The 19,560-nt window shown below is 71.7% G+C and carries 19 protein-coding genes; 15 read left to right on the top strand and 4 right to left on the bottom strand.

The features are described from left to right. The first annotated feature begins 86 nt into the window (after nt 1–86). From purT to fbaA, 3 genes are all read left to right on the top strand, one after another. Nucleotides 87–1,343 carry a formate-dependent phosphoribosylglycinamide formyltransferase gene (gene purT, locus SS2_RS00820; RefSeq protein WP_066460392.1) on the top strand — a complete coding sequence of 419 codons (1,257 nt, stop codon included), beginning with the start codon at nt 87–89 and terminating at the stop codon, nt 1,341–1,343. Beyond that, the gene (locus SS2_RS00815; protein WP_083941454.1) at nt 1,343–2,059 is read left to right on the top strand and encodes a TrmH family RNA methyltransferase; all 717 of its coding nucleotides are present in this window, start codon (nt 1,343–1,345) and stop codon (nt 2,057–2,059) included. Before purT ends, SS2_RS00815 begins: the two co-directional genes overlap by 1 nt. Nucleotides 2,060–2,162: 103 nt before the next feature. Further along, entirely contained in the window at nt 2,163–3,185 is a 1,023-nt protein-coding gene (gene fbaA, locus SS2_RS00810; RefSeq protein ID WP_066460391.1) for a class II fructose-bisphosphate aldolase, read from the top strand. Nucleotides 3,186–3,301: 116 nt separating this feature from the next. Here fbaA and SS2_RS00805 read toward each other — a convergent pair whose 3' ends face one another. Beyond that, a complete protein-coding gene (locus SS2_RS00805; protein ID WP_245643249.1) occupies nt 3,302–3,637 on the bottom strand; it encodes an STAS domain-containing protein in 336 nt (111 codons plus the stop codon). 244 nt (nt 3,638–3,881) lie between these two features. Here SS2_RS00805 and SS2_RS00800 point away from each other — a divergent pair, with 244 nt between their 5' ends. Next, nucleotides 3,882–6,149, top strand: a complete 2,268-nt coding sequence (locus SS2_RS00800) for an ATP-binding SpoIIE family protein phosphatase (protein WP_066460519.1) — start codon at nt 3,882–3,884, stop codon at nt 6,147–6,149. A 16-nt stretch (nt 6,150–6,165) separates the two neighbouring features. On the opposite strand, the gene SS2_RS00795 is transcribed toward SS2_RS00800, so the two are convergent. Then, nucleotides 6,166–6,522 carry an STAS domain-containing protein gene (locus tag SS2_RS00795; RefSeq protein ID WP_066460387.1) on the bottom strand — a complete coding sequence of 119 codons (357 nt, stop codon included), beginning with the start codon at nt 6,520–6,522 and terminating at the stop codon, nt 6,166–6,168. Between the two features lie 86 nt (nt 6,523–6,608). On the opposite strand from SS2_RS00795, the gene SS2_RS00790 reads away from it, so the two are divergent. The 7 genes from SS2_RS00790 to purQ all read left to right on the top strand — a co-directional run bounded on the left by SS2_RS00790 (nt 6,609) and on the right by purQ (nt 13,251). Next, a complete protein-coding gene (locus SS2_RS00790) occupies nt 6,609–7,070 on the top strand; it encodes a DUF3151 domain-containing protein (RefSeq protein ID WP_083941451.1) in 462 nt (153 codons plus the stop codon). Between the two features lie 121 nt (nt 7,071–7,191). Further along, nucleotides 7,192–8,478, top strand: a complete 1,287-nt coding sequence (locus SS2_RS00785; protein WP_066460381.1) for an adenylosuccinate synthase — start codon at nt 7,192–7,194, stop codon at nt 8,476–8,478. Between the two features lie 246 nt (nt 8,479–8,724). Next, a complete protein-coding gene (gene purD / locus SS2_RS00780) occupies nt 8,725–10,029 on the top strand; it encodes a phosphoribosylamine--glycine ligase (RefSeq protein WP_066460379.1) in 1,305 nt (434 codons plus the stop codon). Beyond that, complete coding sequence (locus tag SS2_RS00775; RefSeq protein ID WP_066460378.1) at nt 10,026–10,967, top strand: phosphoribosylaminoimidazolesuccinocarboxamide synthase; 942 nt, start codon at nt 10,026–10,028, stop codon at nt 10,965–10,967. The genes purD and SS2_RS00775 overlap by 4 nt, the downstream gene beginning before the upstream one ends. Before the next feature lie 101 nt (nt 10,968–11,068). Then, complete coding sequence (locus SS2_RS00770) at nt 11,069–12,073, top strand: siderophore-interacting protein (RefSeq protein ID WP_066460377.1); 1,005 nt, start codon at nt 11,069–11,071, stop codon at nt 12,071–12,073. Nucleotides 12,074–12,256: 183 nt separating this feature from the next. Further along, a complete protein-coding gene (gene purS, locus SS2_RS00765) occupies nt 12,257–12,529 on the top strand; it encodes a phosphoribosylformylglycinamidine synthase subunit PurS (protein WP_066460376.1) in 273 nt (90 codons plus the stop codon). Beyond that, complete coding sequence (gene purQ, locus SS2_RS00760) at nt 12,526–13,251, top strand: phosphoribosylformylglycinamidine synthase subunit PurQ (RefSeq protein WP_066460375.1); 726 nt, start codon at nt 12,526–12,528, stop codon at nt 13,249–13,251. Before purS ends, purQ begins: the two co-directional genes overlap by 4 nt. A gap of 141 nt (nt 13,252–13,392) precedes the next feature. Here the strand turns inward: purQ and SS2_RS00755 are convergent, their stop codons facing one another. Continuing rightward, a complete protein-coding gene (locus SS2_RS00755) occupies nt 13,393–14,085 on the bottom strand; it encodes a DUF1345 domain-containing protein (protein ID WP_245643247.1) in 693 nt (230 codons plus the stop codon). A gap of 230 nt (nt 14,086–14,315) precedes the next feature. Here SS2_RS00755 and SS2_RS00750 point away from each other — a divergent pair, with 230 nt between their 5' ends. The 4 genes from SS2_RS00750 to SS2_RS00735 are packed head-to-tail and all read left to right on the top strand — an operon-like array spanning nt 14,316 to nt 18,275. Then, nucleotides 14,316–15,047, top strand: coding sequence for a GntR family transcriptional regulator (locus tag SS2_RS00750; RefSeq protein ID WP_169796232.1), 732 nt, complete (start codon nt 14,316–14,318; stop codon nt 15,045–15,047). Next, the gene (locus SS2_RS00745; protein ID WP_066460371.1) at nt 15,044–16,045 is read left to right on the top strand and encodes an ROK family protein; all 1,002 of its coding nucleotides are present in this window, start codon (nt 15,044–15,046) and stop codon (nt 16,043–16,045) included. The genes SS2_RS00750 and SS2_RS00745 overlap by 4 nt, the downstream gene beginning before the upstream one ends. Continuing rightward, complete coding sequence (locus SS2_RS00740; RefSeq protein WP_066460369.1) at nt 16,042–17,577, top strand: DUF4127 family protein; 1,536 nt, start codon at nt 16,042–16,044, stop codon at nt 17,575–17,577. Before SS2_RS00745 ends, SS2_RS00740 begins: the two co-directional genes overlap by 4 nt. Continuing rightward, nucleotides 17,574–18,275: an N-acetylmannosamine-6-phosphate 2-epimerase gene (locus SS2_RS00735; RefSeq protein WP_066460368.1), complete on the top strand. Its 702-nt coding sequence runs from the start codon at nt 17,574–17,576 to the stop codon at nt 18,273–18,275. Before SS2_RS00740 ends, SS2_RS00735 begins: the two co-directional genes overlap by 4 nt. Here SS2_RS00735 and SS2_RS00730 read toward each other — a convergent pair whose 3' ends face one another. After that, on the bottom strand, nt 18,276–19,556 hold the full coding sequence (locus tag SS2_RS00730; protein ID WP_066460366.1) for an O-succinylhomoserine sulfhydrylase: 1,281 nt from the start codon (nt 19,554–19,556) through the stop codon (nt 18,276–18,278). Nucleotides 19,557–19,560 lie beyond the last annotated feature (4 nt).

The following is a 19,560-nucleotide window of genomic DNA, read 5'->3' as shown; positions in this document are numbered from 1 at the left end:
GCAGCGCCTCCCGGTGTGTCCACGCGGTGCCGTGCACCTGACACACGATGCCCACATACCGCTTGCCGGCGCGCCACAATAGAGCCATGACCAGCCACACCCCTCCCGCTCCTTTCGTGCGCCCGCCCGCCTTCGCTGCCCCCGGCAGCCCCGGCGCTCCCCGTGTCCTGCTGCTCGGTGCCGGTGAGCTCGGCAAAGAGGTCGCCATCGAGCTGCAGCGTCTGGGCGTGGAGGTCATCGCCGCCGACCGCTACGCCGGCGCCCCGGCCATGCAGGTCGCCCACGACTCGCGCGTGGTGGACATGCTCGACGCCGATGCGCTGCGCACCCTCCTCGCCGAGGTTGCCCCCGACGTCGTCGTGCCGGAGATCGAGGCGATCGCCACCCAGGTGCTCGCCGAGGTGGAGGCCGCCGGCCGGGTGACCGTCATCCCGACCGCGCGTGCGACGGCGCTGACCATGGACCGGGAGGGCATCCGCCGCCTGGCCGCCGAGACCCTCGCCCTGCCCACCTCGCCCTACCGCTTCGTCGACACCCTGGCGGACCTGCGCGCGGCGACGGCAGCCGTCGGCCTGCCCTGCGTGGTCAAGCCGGTCATGAGCTCCTCGGGGAAGGGGCAGTCGGTGATCCGCACGGCCGACGACGTCGACGCCGCCTGGGACTACGCCCAGACCGGCGGCCGGGTCGTCTCCACGGGCCCGGACGCTCCCGGGGTGCGGGTCATCGTGGAGGGCTTCGTCGACTTCGACTACGAGCTCACCCTGCTCACCGTGCGCCACGCCGGCGGCACCACCTTCCTCGACCCCATCGGCCACACGCAGGTGGACGGCGACTACCGCGAGTCCTGGCAGGGCCAGCACGTGCCCGACGTCGTGCTGCAGCGCGCGCAGGAGATGGCGGCGGCGGTCACCGGTGACCTGGGCGGCTACGGCGTGTTCGGCGTCGAGCTGTTCGTGGTGGGGGAGGACGTGCTGTTCTCCGAGGTCTCCCCGCGGCCGCACGACACCGGCCTGGTCACCCTCGTCTCCCAGGACCTCAGCGAGTTCGCCCTGCACGCCCGCGCGATCCTGGGGCTGCCTGCCGGGGACGTCACCCGGATCGGTGGTCCCGGGCAGCAGGCCGCGGCGTCGTGCGCGGTGCTGGCCGAAGGCGACGGGGTGCCCGTGGTCACCGGCGTCGAGCAGGCGCTGTCGGTGCCGACGGCGCAGGTGCGGATCTTCGGCAAGCCGTCGGTCTCCGGTCGCCGGCGGGTCGCGGTGGCCCTCGCTCGCGGAGCGGACGTGGACGAGGCCCGCGCACGGGCCCGGGCGGCGGCGGCCGCGCTGCGGATCGAGCTGGTCTAATGGCGCAGCCGCTCGCAGACCAGAGGACGACCGAGGCGACCGAGGCAGGGGGTGGCGAGCCGGTCCGTCCCGAGGAGACCGAGCCGCAGCTCGAGGTGGGCGTCGGACCGTGGCCCGGCGGTGAGGCGGCCTGGCCGCGCACCGAGACGGGCGAGCTCGACCCGCGCTACGACGTCGAGCTGCTGGCGGCGGGGGACCGGCGCAACGTCGTCGACGAGTTCCGCTACCTGACGATGGAGGCGATCGTCGCCGAGCTCGACACCCGCCGCCACCCGCTGCACGTGGCGATCGAGAACTGGGGGCACGACCTCAACATCGGGTCCGTGGTGCGCACCGCGAACGCCTTCGCCGCCGCCGAGATCCACATCGTCGGACGACGCCGGTGGAATCGCCGGGGAGCCATGGTCACCGACCGCTACCAGCACATCCGCCACCACCCCGACGTCGCGGCCTTCCTCGAGTGGGCGCGCGAGGCCGGGGTGCCGGTCATCGGGATCGACAACGTCCCCGGCTCGATCCCGATCGAGGGCTACGTCTTCCCGCGCGAGTGCGCGCTGCTCTTCGGTCAGGAGAGCACCGGGCTCACCGAGGAGGCTCGGCTGGCCAGCACGGACATCCTCCACATCACCCAGTTCGGCTCCACGCGGTCCATCAACGCCGGGGCTGCCGCGGCGATCGCGATGCACGCCTGGGTGGTCCAGCACGGCCAGATCTGACCGCTCGCGCTGACCACGGGCCGAACGGCCTAGGACCTTCGCCGCGGTTTCATGACAAACTTGGTGGGAAAGCGTTCTGCCCCCTCTCTCACAGGAGTTTTTGATGGCCATCGCAACCCCAGAGGTCTACGCCGAGATGATCGACCGCGCGAAGGCAGGCAAGTTTGCCTACCCGGCCGTGAACATCACCTCCTCTTCCACCGTCACCGCAGCCCTGCAGGGCTTCGCTGAGGCGGAGAGCGACGGCATCATCCAGGTGTCGGTCGGTGGCGCTGAGTACGCCTCCGGTTCCACCATCAAGGACCGCGTCACCGGTTCGCTCGCGCTCGCCGCGTACGCGACCGAGGTTGCCAAGAACTACGGCATCACCGTCGCGATCCACACCGACCACTGCGCCAAGCAGAACCTCGACTCCTGGGTCCGCCCGCTGCTCGCCCTCGAGGCTGAGCAGGTCAAGGCCGGCAAGCTCCCCACCTTCCAGTCGCACATGTGGGACGGCTCGACCGTGCCGCTAGAGGAGAACCTCATCATCGCCGAGGAGCTCCTGGAGCTCTCGGTCGCCGCACGCACCATCCTCGAGATCGAGGTTGGCGTCGTCGGTGGCGAGGAAGACGGCCACGAGGCCGAGATCAACGAGAAGCTCTACACCACGGTCGAGGACGGCCTGGCAACGGTCCGCGCCCTCGGCACCGGCGAGAAGGGTCGCTACCTCACGGCACTGACCTTCGGCAACGTGCACGGTGTGTACAAGCCTGGTGCCGTCAAGCTGCGCCCGTCGCTGCTCAAGGAGATCCAGGAGGGTGTTGGCTCGGTCATCGGCAAGGACAACCCCTTCGACCTCGTCTTCCACGGCGGCTCCGGCTCCACGGCCGAGGAGATCTCCGAGGCTGTCGACAACGGTGTCATCAAGATGAACATCGACACCGACACCCAGTACGCCTACACGCGTCCGGTCGTCGGCCACATGTTCACCAACTACGACGGCGTCCTCAAGGTCGACGGCGAGGTGGGCAACAAGAAGGCCTACGACCCGCGCGCCTGGGGCAAGGCGGCTGAGGCCGGCATGGCTCAGCGCATCGTCGAGGCTGCACAGCAGCTGCGTTCGGCCGGCCAGAAGATCGGCTGAGCTGATCTCATCTGATCATCTCTGAGTGCACGAAGGCCCCGGTGGATTCCACCGGGGCCTTCGTGCGTCTGGTCGTGCATGGGGTCAGGAGTCCAGTCGTGCCGCCTGCGGAACCGTCAGTCGGTGAGCCGCAGGTGACCGAGCATGTGCGGTGGCGCGCCGGTCGCGCCGGGGGTGTCCTCGACGATCTCGAGCATGCTCCCGATGCTCGTCACCTCGAGCAGGAAGCGTACGGTCGGGGGTGTGTTGAAGATCCGGACCGGTTCCTGGGTGACCGCGGACAGGCGTGCGAGGAACGCCACACCGGTGGAGTCCATGAACGTCACGTGGTGCGCATCGATCTCGACCGCGAGCTTCGAGTCCTGCACGTCTCGTGTCGCCTCTGCGAGATCAGCCGCGAGGTCCGCGTCGATCTCTCCGGACAGCACGACTCGCGCGTGCGTGGTACCCACGATGACGTGCACACTTCCGGGCTCGATAGCCCCGGTGGTGGCAGGCTTGGACTCACCGCCTGACACTGAGAGTGACGGCGGGCGTACGGACTGGAGAGGCTGACCAGCGGCAGGGGTGTTAGCGTCGCCCACGAATGCTCCCTTCGGCAGATGACCATTGTGTCCGGTCGGCGAGCAATTGGCTAGCGCACAGTGATGGACAATTGGCTAGCGCACGGAGAAGGAAGGGAGGATGGAGTTCTCGATGCGGAGCGCTCAAGCACATCTACCGGTCTCGGGACCGGACGCAGGCGACGAACCGACCGATCTGCCGGTCGTCCGTGACCGCGCCCTCCAGGCTGCTGGTATCGCCACGCTCATCCTCGACCCTGCCCCCGACGTCCCCACCATCGTCTGGGCCAACGAGGCGTTCTCCCGCGCCACCGGGTACCCCGCGCGCGACGTCGTCGGGCTGGCGCTGACCATCTTGGAGGCGCCTGGGAGCGCAGGTTTCGACTTCGCGGCGCTGCGCGCCGACCTCGTCGGCGACGAGGACGACCTGCCCCAGACCTGGCGGATGCTCAGCGCGCGCGCCGACGGCGGCATGGCGTGGTTCGAGTACTCCGTGGCGCAGGTGCGTGACAGAGACAACACCGTGCGGCACTGGGTGGCGATGATCACCGACGTGTCCCAGGAGGTCCTCGAGCGCGAGGAACAGGCGCGGTCCATCGCGGTTGAGCGTGCCGCCCGGACCACCCTCGACCTGGTCTCCCTCGTCTCCGACCTGCTCACCGACCTGGACTATCCCTATGTGCTGCGTGAGGTCGCCCAGCACCTGCAGCACGGCGTCGTGGGGTGGGCGGGGTTCTTCCTCAACGACAACGGGCTGGTCTTCTCCGAGGGGATCAACGTCTCAGTGACCACCCAGGGCGGCTCGAACCGGCCGGCCCGGGAGGCGGGGGTGAGCGTGGACGCGCTCGGCGACTCCCGCACGCCCGGCGTCAGCGTCGAGCACACCCTGTCGATCGCTCCGGCGATCGACCCGCTGCAAGACCTCCTCGACGGGCAGGTCGCCGGCCCGATCACCTTCCCGCTGCGCACCGACTACCCGATGGGCACCGCCGCTCGGGTCCTGGCCCACGAGATGCGCGAGCGGCTGGGCATCCCCGACGCCACCGAGACCGGCGGCGAGGCCGCGGCAGACCGCGACGACTGGCCGATGGTCGTCGTCCACGCGGTCCCAGGCCGCCGTCGCGTGCTGGGCCTGCTGGTCACCACCCCCACGGACTCTTCGGTCGCGGCGCTCAGCGACGTCGACGCGACCACCATGACGCTGCTGCACGTCGTCGCGCGCCGCGTGGGCATGGCGATCGACAACGTGCGCCTGTACGCCCGTGAGCACCAGCTCGCCGAGACGCTGCAGCGGGCGATGCTCCCTGAGCAGGCGGACATCGCGGGCCTGGACGTGTGGACGTACTACGCCCCGACCTCCGACCATGCCCAGGTCGGCGGTGACTGGTACGACGTCCTGCACATCGACGACGAGGTCGCCGGGCTGGTCATCGGGGACGTCGTCGGGCACGACATCGAGGCTGCGGCCACGATGGGTCAGCTCCGGTCGGTCGTGCGGTCCTACGCCTTCGAGCTGACGACGCCCGAGCTGGTGCTCGAACGCGTCGACCAGCTCATGGTGGGGATGCGGGTGCCGCGCTCAGCGAGCCTGGTCTACGCCACTCTGCGCCAGATCAAGGCGGAGACGGCGACTCCCACCGAGCCGGCCGGACGGTGGCGGCTGGAGTACTCCCGCGCCGGTCACCTGCCCCCGCTCCTGCTCCGAGGAGGCAAGGTCTCCCAGCTCAGCGGCGCCGGCGGCGCGCTGATCGGCTTCGGGTCCCGCGCCCGCGGGACCGCGGCGGAGACCCTGGAGCCTGGCGACGCGCTGATCTTCTACACCGACGGACTCATCGAACGACGCAACCGTGCGCTGCGCGCAGGGCTGGCAGCGCTGGTCGACGCGGCCGAGCGCAGCGCCGCGACCGACGCGGCCGGGATCGGGGAAGAGCTCCTCGCCCGCCTCGCCGACGCCCCCGAGGACGACGTGGCCGTCGTCGTCGTGCGGGTGCCGGACCCGGTGGCCGACGGCGCGCCGCCAGCGATGAGCCCGCGGTCGCGGCGCTGGCTGCTGCCGAGCGAGCCGGCCTCGATCGGGCGCGCCCGCCACGCGGTGCTGCGCACCTGTCAGGCCTGGGAGCTCGACGACGTCGCGAACGCTGAGCTCGTGGTCTCCGAGATCGTGGCCAACGGCGTCCTGCACGGCTGGGGGCACATCTCGCTGCGGCTCTTCGACACCGGGGACGGCCTGCGCATCGAGGTCGAGGACTCCAACCCGGCACCGCCGGTCACCACCGACGGGCACGCCAACCGGCTGGGCGGCTACGGCATGCAGATCGTCGAGCGGCTCGCCGACTGGGGCTGGCGCCCGAGCGGCTCGGGCAAGCTCGTGTGGGCGAAGATCCGCCCCTCAGCGCGCTAGAGGGCGCGCTCCGTCCTCACGCAGGTGAGATCGGGGTGCCCGACGCCGGGGTCGCGGGAGCACAGCTGTGGTCGGCGTCGATGCGGAACAGCTCGAGCGCACCGCAGACCTCGAGCACGAACATGTCGCGGTCGTCACAGCCGCGCAGCACCGTCGCGCCGCCGCGCTTGCGGCCGGAGTCGGCCAGCGAGATGAGGAAGGCCGCGCCGGTGGAGTCCATGAAGGTGACCCGGCACATGTCGATCACGAGGAGCTGGCGGCGGAGTCCGACGACCCGCGCGGCGATCTCAGGGAACTGGTCGCGTTCAGCAAGGTCCAGATCCCCTGCTATCACCAGAGTGGTGGTGGCGGGCGACGTTGCTATCTGGATCATGCCTACGACTCTAGTCACGCCTGTGGGGCCCTGCACCTTTCATAGGTTGACTCTGTGAGTGATCTCTCCATGGTGCAGGGGGCACAATGGCAGCTATGAGCCACGCCCCGCACCCCTCCGGTCCCGCCCACACCAACCTGCTCGGCGGCATCGCCCCGACCCTCCTCGGCGCCGACCACCCCGACCTGGCAGCCCGCGCCGAGATCGCGGCCGGACGCTCCGTGGCCGACGTCGCACGGGACTACCCGTCGTCGTCGTACGTGTGGGCGCTGCTCGCCGAGGAGGCCCTGGACCGCGGTGACGAGGTCACCGCCTACGCCTTCGCCCGGACCGGCTACCACCGCGGCCTGGACTCCCTGCGCCGGGCCGGCTGGCGCGGCCAGGGCCCGATCCCCGTCGACCACGAGGCCAACCAGGGCTTCCTGCGGGCGCTGCTCGCGCTCGCCGAGGCCGCCGAGATCATCGGCGAAGAGGACGAGGCCGCCCGCTGCCAGACCTTCCTGGCCGACTCCGGTGTCTCGGCCGACGCCGTGGCGCGGCTGCGTTAGTCACGATCGACGGTAAACTCATCGGGGAAATCGGGTCACTGCCGCCCGGCTGTCCGGTGCACCAGCGCGATGTTGACGCGCGGTGTCATCCACACACAGGCAGGTCGAAAGTGGGGATTCCATGCCAGCCGTGGTAGTCGTCGGCGCCCAATGGGGAGACGAAGGCAAGGGCAAGGCAACCGACCAGCTCGGTTCTCGGGTCGACTACGTCGTGAAGTTCAACGGCGGGAACAACGCCGGGCACACGGTGGTCGTGGGAGGTGAGAAGTACGCGCTGCACCTGCTGCCGTCCGGGATCCTGTCTCCCGGCGTGACCCCGGTCATCGGCAACGGCGTGGTCATCGACATCGAGGTCCTCTACGAAGAGCTCGACGCGCTGATCGCCCGCGGGGTGGACGTCTCCCGCCTGCTCGTCTCCGGTAGCGCGCACGTCATCGCCCCGTACAACCGGACGATGGACAAGATCACCGAGCGGTTCCTGGGCAAGCGCCGGATCGGCACGACCGGTCGCGGCATCGGCCCGACCTACTCCGACAAGATCAACCGCGTGGGCATCCGCGTGTGGGACCTCTTCGATGAGAAGATCCTGCGCGCCAAGGTCGAGGGCGCCCTCGAGCAGAAGAACCAGCTGCTGGTGAAGGTCTTCAACCGCCGCGCCATCACGGTCGACGAGACGGTCGAGGAGCTGCTGCAGTACACCGAGCGGCTGCGCGCGATGGTCGCGGACACCTCGCTCGTCCTGAACAACGCGCTCGACGAGGGCAAGACCGTCCTCTTCGAGGGCGGCCAGGCGACCATGCTCGACGTCGACCACGGCACGTACCCCTTCGTCACGTCCTCGAACGCGACCGCAGGCGGGGTGTGCACCGGGTCCGGGATCGGCCCCACCCGCATCGACCGCGTGGTCGGCGTCATCAAGGCGTACACGACCCGCGTCGGCGAGGGCCCGTTCCCGACCGAGCTCTTCGACGAGTGGGGCGAGTTCCTGCGCACCACCGGTGGTGAGTTCGGCGTGACCACCGGCCGCGCCCGTCGCTGCGGCTGGTACGACGCCGTCATCGCGCGGTACTCCTCCCGCATCAACGGCCTGACCGACTTCGTGCTGACCAAGCTGGACGTGCTCACCGGGATCGAGAAGATCCCCGTGTGCGTGGCCTACGACGTCGACGGTGTGCGCTACGACGAGATGCCTCTCGACCAGAGCGCCTACCACCACGCGAAGCCGATCTACGAGGAGTTCGACGGCTGGACCGAGGACATCACCGGGGTCCGGACCTTCGAGGACCTGCCGGAGAACGCTCAGAAGTACGTCCTCGCCCTGGAGAAGATGTCCGGCACCCGGATGTCCTCGATCGGCGTGGGCCCGGACCGCGAGGCGACCATCCAGCGCTTCGACCTCCTGGACTGACCCGCACCCCTCGCGCCACCCAGCGCCACCCGCACCACCCCCGCGCACCCTCCCCTCACGATCTCGTGAGCGGGTCCGCGAACTCGTGAGCCAGGGCCGTTCTCCCACCGGAGAGCGGCCCTGGCTCACGAGTTCGTGGGGTGATTCACGAGTTCGGGGATCGGGGCGGGATCGGGGGTGGGGGGTGGGGAAGGCGGGGGTGGACGGTCGGGGGTGGGGTGGGGCTTCGCCGTTAGACTCGGCGGCGTGAAGATTCTTGTCGTCGGTTCCGGTGCCCGCGAGCACGCCATCATTCATTCCCTCGCTCAGGAGACGCCCGCCGTGGGCGCGCACGAGCTGCACGCGGCGCCCGGGAACCCGGGCATCGCCGAGCTGGCCACCGTGCACGCGGTGGACGCGCTCGACGGCGCTGCGGTGACCGCGCTGGCGCAGCAGCTGGGCGCCGAGCTCGTCGTCGTGGGCCCCGAGGCCCCGCTGGTGGCCGGGGTGGCCGACGCCGTCAAGGCCGCCGGGATCGCGGTCTTCGGCCCGAGCGCCGACGCGGCCCGCCTGGAAGGGTCCAAGGCCTTCGCAAAGGACGTCATGGCCGCCGCCGAGGTCCCCACCGCGATGGCCCACGTCTGCTCGACCGTCGACCAGGTCGCCGAGGCGATCGACGCCTTCGGCCCGCCCTACGTGGTCAAGGACGACGGCCTGGCCGCGGGCAAGGGCGTCGTCGTGACGAGCGACCGCGTCGAGGCCCTCGAGCACGCTCAGGCCTGCTTCGCCAACCCCGACCGTGGCGGCGACCCCCGCGTGGTCATCGAGGAGTTCCTCGACGGCCCCGAGGTGTCGCTGTTCTGCATCAGCGACGGCGACACCGTCGTCCCGCTCGCCCCGGCCCAGGACTTCAAGCGCGCCTTCGACGCCGACGCCGGCCCCAACACCGGTGGGATGGGCGCCTACAGCCCGCTGCCGTGGGCACCGCCCGGACTGGTCGACGAGGTCGTGGCCCGGGTCGCGCAGCCGACCATCGACGAGATGAAGGCCCGTGGCATCCCCTTCGTCGGGGTGCTCTACGTCGGCCTCGCGCTGACCAGCCGCGGCACCCGGGTGATCGAGTTCAACGCCCGCTTCGGTGACCCTGAGACGCAGGTGGTGCTGTCCCGTCTGCAGACCCCGCTGTCGGTCCTGCTGCTGGCAGCGGCCACCGGCACCCTGGCCGAGCTGCCCCGCCTGCGCTGGGCCGACTCCGCCGCGGTGACCGTCGTGGTCGCCGCCAACGGCTACCCCTCCGCAGTGCGGTCCGGGGACCCGATCACTGGCGTCACCGAGGCCGAGCGGCTCGAGGGCGTGCACGTGCTGCACGCCGGCACCAAGGTCGACGACGACGGCCACCTGGTCAGCGCGGGCGGTCGGGTGCTCTCGGTCGTGGCCGTGGGGGAGGACCTGGCCGAGGCCCGACGTCGGGCATACGCCGGGGTGGACCAGATCGTGCTGCCGGGCTCGCACCACCGCACCGACATCGCCGCGGCCGCTGCCGCCGGCCAGACCGCTGGGACGCTGCGATGAGCGCCGGCTTCCAGGCAGACGCCCAGGCGTACGAGGGATGGCGCCACGTGTACTCCGGCAAGGTCCGTGACCTCTACGAGCCGGACCTGGCCGCCTACGGCGGGGTGCACCCGCTCGGCGACGTCGTCCTCGTGGTGGCCTCGGACCGGGTCAGCGCCTTCGACCACGTGCTCTCGCCCGGCATCCCGGACAAGGGCACGATCCTCACCCAGCTGAGCCTGTGGTGGTTCGACCAGTTCTCCGACATCGTCGACAACCACGTGGTGAGCACCGAGATCTCGACGATGGTCGGCGACGGGCTGGTCCCGGACGCGCTCGCCGGCCGGGCGATGATCTGCCGCCGGCTCGAGATGTTCCCCGTGGAGTGCGTGGTGCGCGGCTACCTCACCGGCTCGGGCCTGGTGGAGTACCGCGAGAGCCAGTCGGTCTGTGGTGTGCCGCTGTCGCCAGGGCTCGTCGACGGGTCACGCCTGCCCGAGCCGATCTTCACGCCGGCGACCAAGGCCGAGGTCGGCGAGCACGACGAGAACGTCAGCTTCGAGGTGGTGGCCGCCAAGATCGGCGAGGCCGCCGCGACTCGGCTGCGTGAGCTCACGCTGGCTGTCTACGCCCGCGCCGAGGCGATCGCCCTCGACCGGGGAGTGATCCTGGCGGACACGAAGTTCGAGTTCGGCACCGACCCGGTGACCGGGGAGATCGTGCTGGGCGACGAGGTGCTCACCCCCGACTCCTCGCGGTTCTGGGATCTCGGTGCGTGGGAGCCGGGCCAGGCGCAGCCGAGCTTCGACAAGCAGCCGATCCGCGACTGGCTGGTCTCGCCGGAGGCGGGCTGGGACCGCGCAGGCGCCCCGCCCCTGCTGTCCGACGCCGTCGTGCAGGCTACCCGCGCGCGATACCTGGACGCCTACTACCGCCTGACGGGCGAGTCGCTGTTCTGACCCGCTGATCGCACCGGACATTCCTCGTGCGCGGTGGCGAGTTTCGACCCAGTGTTAGGGGACCCATACCCAGGGAAGGTTAGGCATGCCATACTCGAAGCATGTCCTCCCGCGCGCAGACTCAGGAACGCACCCAGCCGGCCTACCGTGTGTTCTCGGTGACCGTCGCCCGGGTGCGCCGCCTGTCACCCTCCTTCGTCCGGATCACCTTCACCGGGCCTGACCTGCACGCCTTCGGGACGGACGGGCTGGATCAGCGGATCAAGGTGGTCCTGCCCACCGCTGCTGGCCGGGCCCCCGTCGCCGCGGACTTCGACGGCGACTCCTGGTACCAGGCCTGGCGCGAGCTGCCCGACGACGAGCGCTGCCCGCTGCGCACCTACACCGTGCGGGCCGTGCGCCCCGACGCCGGTCTGGGTGAGGTGGACATCGACTTCGTCCTGCACGGCGACGGCGACGGCGAGAACGACGGCCCGGCCTCGCGCTGGGTCGCCGCTGCTCAGGTGGGCGCCGAGTGCGTGCTCATCGGCCCGAACGCCCGCTACGAGGGACCGCCGTCGGGCATCGAGTGGGCGCCCCCGGCTGGGGCGACCTCGCTCGTGCTCGCCGGGGACGAGACCGCCGCGCCGGCGATCACCTCGATCCTGGAGTCCCTGGCCCCCGGCACCCGCGCGCACGCCTTCATCGAGGTCCCCCACGAGGGCGACGCCCTGCCCGTCGCCCTGCCCGACGGCGTGCGTCTCACCTGGCTGCCCCGCCACGGCGCGAACGTGGTGGCCTCCGACCACGGCGTGCTGCTGGACCGCGCGGTCCGTGACCACATGCGCGGCTGCGCGCAGTCGGCCGCCGAGGCTGCCGCCGCGTCGAGCGCCGAGCTGGAAGACATCGACATCGACGCCGGGATCCTCTGGGAGGTGCCGGCCGCAGGCGGGACGGCGCCGCTGGCGGCCAGCCCTGGCTGCGCGCTCCGCGGCTGCTACGCCTGGATCGCGGGGGAGGCCGGCGTGGTCAAGGACCTGCGCCGTCACCTCGTCCGGGACCTCGGCATCGACCGCCGCTCGGTCGCCTTCATGGGGTACTGGCGCCGCGGCAAGGCCGAGGGCTGAGGGCTCTGCGAGGAGGCCGACCACGGTCGACGTCTCAGGGGCGGGACGGGTCCGCTGGCGTGCACGATGTGGCGATAAACTAAGCCGCAGCGCCTCACAGTGCCATGCGACTCGCCGCGACCGCAGCGGGCGCTGGCCGGTGCTCGCCCGTCACGTGATCAGAACCAAGCACTAGGAGCCCCCGTGGGACGCGTAGTCGTCGACGTCATGCCCAAGCCTGAGATCCTCGACCCGCAGGGGAAGGCTGTCGCCGGTGCGCTGCCGCGCCTCGGCTTCACCGGCTTCACCAGCGTGCGTCAGGGCAAGCGCTTCGAGCTCGAGGTGGACGGTGACGTCACCCCCGAGGTGCTCGCCGCAGCCCGCGAGGCCGCAGAGCGCGTCCTGTCCAACCCGATCATCGAGGACGTCGTGAGCGTCGTGGACGCCGCCTCCCTCGACACGGTCGCCTCGGCATGAGCGAGTCCCAGCAGGCGCTGACCGGCGCCCGGATCGGTGTCATCACCTTCCCCGGCACCCTCGACGACCGCGACGCGGCCCGCGCGGTGCGCCTCGCCGGCGGCCAGGCCGTCTCGCTGTGGCACGCCGACGCAGACCTCAAGGACGTCGACGCGGTCGTGCTGCCCGGTGGCTTCTCCTACGGGGACTACCTGCGCGCCGGGGCCATCTCCCGCTTCGCCCCCGTCATGGACGCCCTCGTCGACGCGGCCAAGGGCGGGTTGCCCGTGCTCGGCATCTGCAACGGCTTCCAGATCCTCACCGAGGCGCACCTGCTGCCCGGATCCATGATCAAGAACGAGCACCTGGCGTTCCTGTGCAAGGAGCAGGACCTCATCGTGGAGAACGTGGACACCGCGTGGACCCGCGACTTCACGGCCGGCCAGACGATCAGCATCCCGTTGAAGAACCAGGACGGCCAGTTCGTCGCCGACGAGCGCACCCTCGACGAGCTCGAGGGTGAGGGCCGCGTCGTGTTCCGCTACGCCGGCACCAACCCCAACGGTTCACGCCGGGGCATCGCGGGAATCTCCAACGCGGCCGGGAACGTCGTGGGTCTCATGCCGCACCCCGAGCACGCAGTCGAGGCCGGGTTCGGCACCGACGCTGCGGCCGGTCCGCGCGCCGGCACCGACGGCCTAGCCTTCTTCACCTCCGTGCTCGGGACCCTCGTCACCGCCTGACGCACCCGCCTGACTCACGCGCCGGTGCCCTGACGGGCCGCGCAGCAGAGCCCCGGTCGACTCGTGTCGACCGGGGCTCCGTCGTTCTTGGACGTCGTCCGGGAGGTCCTTCGCGGACCGGACGCGAGGACGGCGCTGAGGTCAGATCCCGGCGATGAGGTTGATCACCGAGGCCAGGATCACCGAACCGAAGACGTAGGCCAGCAGCGCGTGGCCCAGCACCGTCTTGCGGATCTCTGGGGACTCCACGTTCGTGTCCGAGATGGCGAAGCTCATCCCCACGGTGAACGCCACGTAGAGGAAGTCCACGTACCGCGGCGGTTCCGGTTGGTTGAACCGGATCCCGCCGTCGGGCCCGGTGTAGTACTGCCGGGCGTAGTTGAGCCCGAAGAGCGTGTGCACCGCGAGCCACGACAGCACCACGCTGGCCAGGGCGATGGCGGCGGTGAGGATCTGGAAACGATGGCTCCCGCTGGAGGCGAGCAGCAGGAACCCCACGCCCACCAGGCTCACCACAGCAGCCGCCAGCACGATCAGGTGCGAGGCGGCGCGCGTGGGCTCCTCACGCGTGGCGTGCGTCGCGGTCTCGGTCGCGTCCATCCGCAGCACGCTCAGCCAGGTCCAGCTCACGAAGATCAGGGCGACGACGTCCCATCCGAGCAGCGGCGCGAAGCGCGGGTACCCGGCCACGGCCATGGCCACGGCCGCCGGGATACCCGCAGCCAGCCCGACGCCGAGCCGCACCGCGGCCATCGGGAGACCGGCGGAGGACCCATCGGTCGCCTGGCGGTCCACGGACGGTCGCGGGGTGGGGGACTGCTCCTCGGGCGTCACGTCGTCAGTTAACCACCGCCGCGCCGGGGCTGCCCCTGGGGCTCCAGGGCGTCGCTGGACCGCAGCGTTTCTCACCCTTGTGGCGAGTGACGGACCTGAGTACAGTGCTGGCAAGTGGTACGGACCAATGACGGTTGAGCGCGGAAGGGCCCGCGCAACCGCTCTGGGACCGCTCCGCCGCCGTGCACGACGCCGCCGTGCACCACCCACGCCAGCAGAGAGGTCCCGCCGTGGACACCACCGACGTCTGTCCGGACCTCAAGTACGAGAGGCTGCGCGCGAGCATCGCCGAGGACATCGCCGCCGGTCTCGCCCCGCACGACTCGCTGCCCTCCGAGCGGACGCTCATGACCACCTACGGCGTCTCACGGATGACCGTGCGCCGCGCGCTGGCGCTGCTCGTGGAGGAGGGACTCGTCTACCGCCGCCGGGGGTCGGGCACCTACGTCGCCGACCCGGCCATGATCTCCAAGACGCTGTCCCTGACCTCCTTCAGCGAGGACGTGCGTGAGCGCGGCATGACCCCCGGGGCGCTGACCCAGCAGGTCAGCTGGCTGCCCGCCACCCCCGAGGTCGCCGCCGATCTCGGGTTGTCCCCGGGGGAGGAGGTGGTCCACCTCGAGCGTGTGCGCACCGCGGACGGCATCCCGCTGTGCATCGAGGAGGTGTGGCTGGCCGCCGACCTCGTCCCCGCAGACTTCGCCGCCGGCGCGGTCACCTCCCTCTACGAGACCTTGAGCGACCTCGGCCTGGAGCCGCAGGTGGCGTCCCAGACCATCCGGGCCACGCTCGTCGACGTCGAGCAGGCGGCGCTGCTCGACGTCGCGCCGCACTCCGCGGCCTTCAGCGTCTCGCGCGTCACCTACTCGGGCGACGCCCGTCCGCTCGAACGTGCTCACAGCCTGTATCGCGCCGACCGCTACGACTTCACCTTCGCGGTGCACCGCGGATGTCGCTCATGACCGCCCCCGGCCCGCGCCTCGGCCTGGACATCGGTGGCACGAAGATGCTCGCCGTCCTCGCCGATCCGTCCGGGACCGTCCTCGCCCAGCGCGAGAGGCCCACCCCCGCACGCAGCGGGGCGCAGTCGATCGTCACGACCGCGGCCGAGCTCCTGCGTGAGGTCGCCCTCGCGGGCGGCATGACCGGGCCGCTGCGTCGCGTCGGCGTCGGCACCGCGGGCGTCGTCGACCACCGCACCGGCACCATCCTCGCCGCGACCGACGCGCTGCCCGGCTGGGCAGGGACCCCGCTCGCCGCCGAGCTCTCCGCGCTGCTCGACGGCGCACAGGTGGCGGTGGTCAACGACGTCGTCGCCTTCGCCCTCGGGGAAGGCCGGTACGGCGCAGCCGCCGGGCTGACCAGCTACGTCGCGGTGACGGTGGGCACCGGCGTCGGTGGCGCCGTCGTCGTGGACGGGACCCCGCTCGTGGGAGCGCACCACCTTGCCGGGCACGTGGGCCACATGGCCGTGCCGCAGGCCGGCGACCGGCGGTGCCCGTGCGGGCGCCGCGGTCACGTGGAGGCGATCGCCTCAGGAACCGCGATGGTCGAGACTTACCGCCTCGCCGGCGGACAGGCCGCCACCCTCGTCGACGTGGCCGCCGCGCTGCGCGCCGGGGACGAGCGCGCCGTCGACGCGGTGCGGCTGGCGGGGCGCGGGCTCGGCACGGCGTTGGCCTCCCTCGCCAACGCCGTAGACCCGCAGGTCATCGTCGTGGGAGGGGGCGCGCTCCAGGTGAGCCAGCTGCTGCTGGCCCAGGCCCGCGCGGCCTTCGCCGAGACCGCGCTCGCCTCCCTCGGAGGCGTCGAGATCCGCCATGCCCAGCTCCCCGGACTGGCGGTGGCGCTCGGAGCGACGCTGCTCGGCGCCCGCCCGCCCGGACCCGCAGACCCAGAGCACCACCAGAACGACACCGCCCCCTCCGCCCCCACACCCAGCTCGCGAGGACTCTCATGATCACGCTCACCCTGCTCCCGCTCGACGACCGCCCGGCCACCCGGGCCATCCCCCAGGAGGTCGCCGCGATCGCCGGCGTCAGCGTCGCCACGCCACCCGTGGAGCTGCGCCCGCACTGCCGCACGGCGCCTGACCCCGAGGCCGTCTCGGAGTGGTTCCGCACCTCCCGGGCTCGCACCGACGCGGCCGTGGTGAGCCTGGACGCCCTCGGCTTCGGTGGTCTGATCGGCTCACGGATCGGTCACGAGCCGGTCGAGGACGTGCTCGCCCTGTGGCGTCCGCTGACCGAGCCGGGCGGTCCGGTGCACGCCGCCATCGTCGTGCCCCGCACCCCCAACAGCCTGGACGCGATGGAAGAGCCGGAGTACTGGAGCCAGCACGGCCCGAACCTGCACGCGCTCTCCGCCCAGCTCGCCTCGACCGAGGACGAGCTCACCGCGGCCCGCGACACGGTCGCTCCGGCCGTGCCCGACGACGTCGTCACGGACTGGACCGGGCGCCGTCTGCGGCAGCACACCCTGGCGCTGGCTGCGCTGAGCATGGCCCAGCGCGGCACCCTCGACACCCTCGTCGTCGGCGTGGACGACGCGGCCTTGAAGTCCCTGTCTGCCCGCGCCCAGACCGACCTCGCCCGGTGGTCCCAGATCGCGGGGACCACCGACCGCGTGATCGTCCACCCCGGCGCGGACGAGACCGGTGCCGTGCTCGTGGCCCGGGCGATCGGTCAGCACCTGGGACTGAGCGGCCCGCGGGTCGCCCTCGCCTGCGCCGACGCGGACGGCCTCGACCGCCCGGCACCCTACGAGACCGGCCCGGTCCGCCTCACCGTGGTCCGCCAGCTCGAGGCCGCCGGCGCCACCGTCGTGGAGGACGTGGCTGAGGCCGACATCGTCCTCGTCGTCCACCCGCCCTTCTGCCCGGTCTGCGGTGCCAGCGCGGGCTGCGCCGTCGACCACGCGAGCTGGGCTGGCGCGCCCAAGGACACCTGGGACTGGGACGGTGCGGCGCGCACCACCGCGGTCGTCACCGAGCTGCTCGCCGCCGGGCACCGGGTGGCCCTCGCCGACGTCGCCCAGCCCAACGGCGCCGACCCTGCCCTGGTCGGCGCGCTCGCCCCGGCCATGAGCTGGGCCGACCTGGACGGCTACGCCGCCTGGAACACCGCCGGCAACACCCTGGGCACGGTGGCCGCTCAGCTCGTCGTGGCTCACCTGGGCCGGGCCGCCGGCAGCTTCGACGCCCAGGCGCACCGCCTCGCGATCGCCCGCCGGGTGGTCGAGGACTACGGATGGATGTCCGTGGTGCGCCACAAGGCTCGTCTCACGCTCGGCTCTGACCCGGCCCGTCACGACGACGTCAGCGGCGCCCACCCGTCCGCCGCCGCCTGGGAGGACGAGCTGCGCGAGATCCTGGCGGCCAGCCCCGGGCTGCAGGGCCTGCAGGTGGTCCCTGGGAGCCTGAGCTTCCCGTGGGCCCGGACCTTCGAGATCGACCTGTCCATCGTGGACGTGACGGACGGCGCGGGGCTATGAGTCCGGACGCCGCGAGCCCGACTGCCGTGAGTCCGGACGCGCTCGACGCCGTCCGCGGCCGCCTCATCGTCTCCTGCCAGGCGGCCGAGGGGGAGCCGCTGCGCGGACCGGAGCACATGGCCGCGATGGCCATGACCGTGCTGGGCGGCGGCGCGAGCGCCGTCCGCCTGGAAGGGCCCGACGACGTCGCGGCCGTCCGCGCACGGACCGACGCGCCGATCATCGGACTGTGGAAGATCGGGGGGACGCCGGTCTACATCACCCCGACCCTGGCCGCCGTGCGCGCCGTCGCCGAGGCAGGGGCTGACATCGTCGCGGTCGACGGCACCGGGCGCGAGCGCCCCGACGCCAGCACGCTCGCCGACGTGGTCGAGCTCGTGCACGGCACCTACGGCCGGCTCGTCATGGCCGACGTCGCCACCCTCGCCGAGGGTGTCGCCGCGGCCGACGCGGGCGCCGATGTCGTCAGCACCACCCTGTCGGGGTACACCGGCGGCCCGGTGCCGAGCGGGCCCGACCTCGACCTCGTCGAACAGCTGGCCAGTGCACTGGAGATCCCGGTGGTGGCCGAGGGGCGGATCGGCTCACCCGAGGAGGTCGCCGAGGCGCTGCGCCGTGGAGCCTGGGCGGTCGTCGTCGGTGGGGCGATCACCCGGCCGGGTCAGATCACCGCGCGGTTCGCGGCGGCTGCCCAGTAGTCAGGCGCGCAGCGCGATCTCCACGTCCTCGATGAGGTCGAGCGGGTCCTCGAGGCCGATGCTCAGCCGCACCGTGGTCTCCGCGATGCCCACGGCGGCGCGGCCCTCGGGGCCGAGCTTGCGGTGCGTCGTGGTGGCCGGGTGCGTGATGAGCGACTTCGCGTCGCCGAGGTTGTTGGAGATGTCGATGACCTGGAGGGCGTCGAGGAAGGCGAAGGTGCGCTTCTTGGCGGTCTCCGGGTCGGTGCCCTCCGGGACGGCGAGGTCGAAGGTGACCACCGTTCCGCCCCCGGTCTGCTGGGACCGGGCGAGCTCGTACTGCGGGTGGGAGGGCAGGAAGGGGTAGCGCACCCGGGAGATCCCGGGCAGCGTCTCCAGGTGCTCGGCGACCCTGAGCGCTGCCGCGGTCTGGGCGTGGACCCGCAGCGGCAACGTCTCCAGGCCCTTGAGCAGCACCCAGGCGTTGAAGGGGCTCAGCGACGGCCCGGTGTTGCGGATGAACTTCTGCACCGGGCCCTCGATGTACTCCGTCGAGCCGAGGATCGCCCCGCCGAGCACGCGGCCCTGGCCGTCGATGTGCTTGGTCGCGGAGTAGACCACGACGTCCGCGCCCAGCGCGAAGGGCTGCTGCAGGATCGGGGTGGCGAAGACGTTGTCGAGCACGACGACGGCCCCTGCCGCGTGCGCCAGGTCCGCGACGGCGCGGACGTCGACGATGTCCTGCATGGGGTTGGACGGGGTCTCGAAGAAGACGACGTCGGCCGGGGTGGCCAGGGCGGCCTGCCACTGGTCGAGCTCGTGGCCGTCGACGTAGTCGACCGTGACGCCCCAGTCGGCGAAGATCTCCTCGAAGATCACGACCGTGGAGCCGAACAGTGCGCGGGCCGAGACGATCCTGCTGCCCGACCTCACGAGGGCGGCGAGGGAGGTGAAGACCGCGGACATGCCGGTCGCCGTGGCGTAGCAGGCCTCCGCGCCGTCGAGCAGGCGCAGGCGCTCCTCGAACATGTGCACCGTGGGGTTGCCGTAGCGGGAGTAGATGAAGCGGTCGGTCTCACCCTTGAAGGCAGACTCCGCCTCCCCGGCGCTGGAGTAGACGTACCCCTGGGTGAGGTAGATCGGCTCGGAGGTCTCCTGGAAGTTGGACCGGAGCTGGCCGCCGCGGACCGAGAGGGTCTGCGGGCGCAGCGTGCGCTCGCTCGTGGCAGTCGCGGTCCCTGCGGTGGTGGCAGCAGCGTCGGCGGGACAGTCGGTGCTGGTCGCGGCGTCGGGGGTGGCCATCGTC

The sequence above is a fragment of the Sanguibacter suarezii NBRC 16159 genome (genome assembly GCF_001552735.1).
GTDB lineage: Bacteria > Actinomycetota > Actinomycetes > Actinomycetales > Cellulomonadaceae > Sanguibacter > Sanguibacter suarezii.
The sequence above is the reverse complement of the archived record's forward strand: the minus strand, read 5'-3'. Positions and strand labels throughout refer to the sequence as shown.

Excerpts from the sequence above, each read along its gene's own strand:
- purT (WP_066460392.1), top strand. The coding sequence starts at position 87 with ATGACCAGCCACACCCCTCCCGCTCCTTTCGTGCGCCCGCCCGCCTTC.
- SS2_RS00775 (WP_066460378.1), top strand. The coding sequence starts at position 10,026 with ATGAGCGCCGGCTTCCAGGCAGACGCCCAGGCGTACGAGGGATGGCGC.
- SS2_RS00730 (WP_066460366.1), bottom strand. The coding sequence starts at position 19,556 with ATGGCCACCCCCGACGCCGCGACCAGCACCGACTGTCCCGCCGACGCT.
- SS2_RS00770 (WP_066460377.1), top strand. The coding sequence starts at position 11,069 with ATGTCCTCCCGCGCGCAGACTCAGGAACGCACCCAGCCGGCCTACCGT.
- SS2_RS00795 (WP_066460387.1), bottom strand. The coding sequence starts at position 6,522 with ATGATCCAGATAGCAACGTCGCCCGCCACCACCACTCTGGTGATAGCA.
- SS2_RS00800 (WP_066460519.1), top strand. The coding sequence starts at position 3,882 with ATGCGGAGCGCTCAAGCACATCTACCGGTCTCGGGACCGGACGCAGGC.
- SS2_RS00735 (WP_066460368.1), top strand. The coding sequence starts at position 17,574 with ATGAGTCCGGACGCCGCGAGCCCGACTGCCGTGAGTCCGGACGCGCTC.
- SS2_RS00745 (WP_066460371.1), top strand. The coding sequence starts at position 15,044 with ATGACCGCCCCCGGCCCGCGCCTCGGCCTGGACATCGGTGGCACGAAG.
- purQ (WP_066460375.1), top strand. The coding sequence starts at position 12,526 with ATGAGCGAGTCCCAGCAGGCGCTGACCGGCGCCCGGATCGGTGTCATC.
- SS2_RS00740 (WP_066460369.1), top strand. The coding sequence starts at position 16,042 with ATGATCACGCTCACCCTGCTCCCGCTCGACGACCGCCCGGCCACCCGG.
- SS2_RS00790 (WP_083941451.1), top strand. The coding sequence starts at position 6,609 with ATGGCAGCTATGAGCCACGCCCCGCACCCCTCCGGTCCCGCCCACACC.
- fbaA (WP_066460391.1), top strand. The coding sequence starts at position 2,163 with ATGGCCATCGCAACCCCAGAGGTCTACGCCGAGATGATCGACCGCGCG.
- SS2_RS00815 (WP_083941454.1), top strand. The coding sequence starts at position 1,343 with ATGGCGCAGCCGCTCGCAGACCAGAGGACGACCGAGGCGACCGAGGCA.
- SS2_RS00785 (WP_066460381.1), top strand. The coding sequence starts at position 7,192 with ATGCCAGCCGTGGTAGTCGTCGGCGCCCAATGGGGAGACGAAGGCAAG.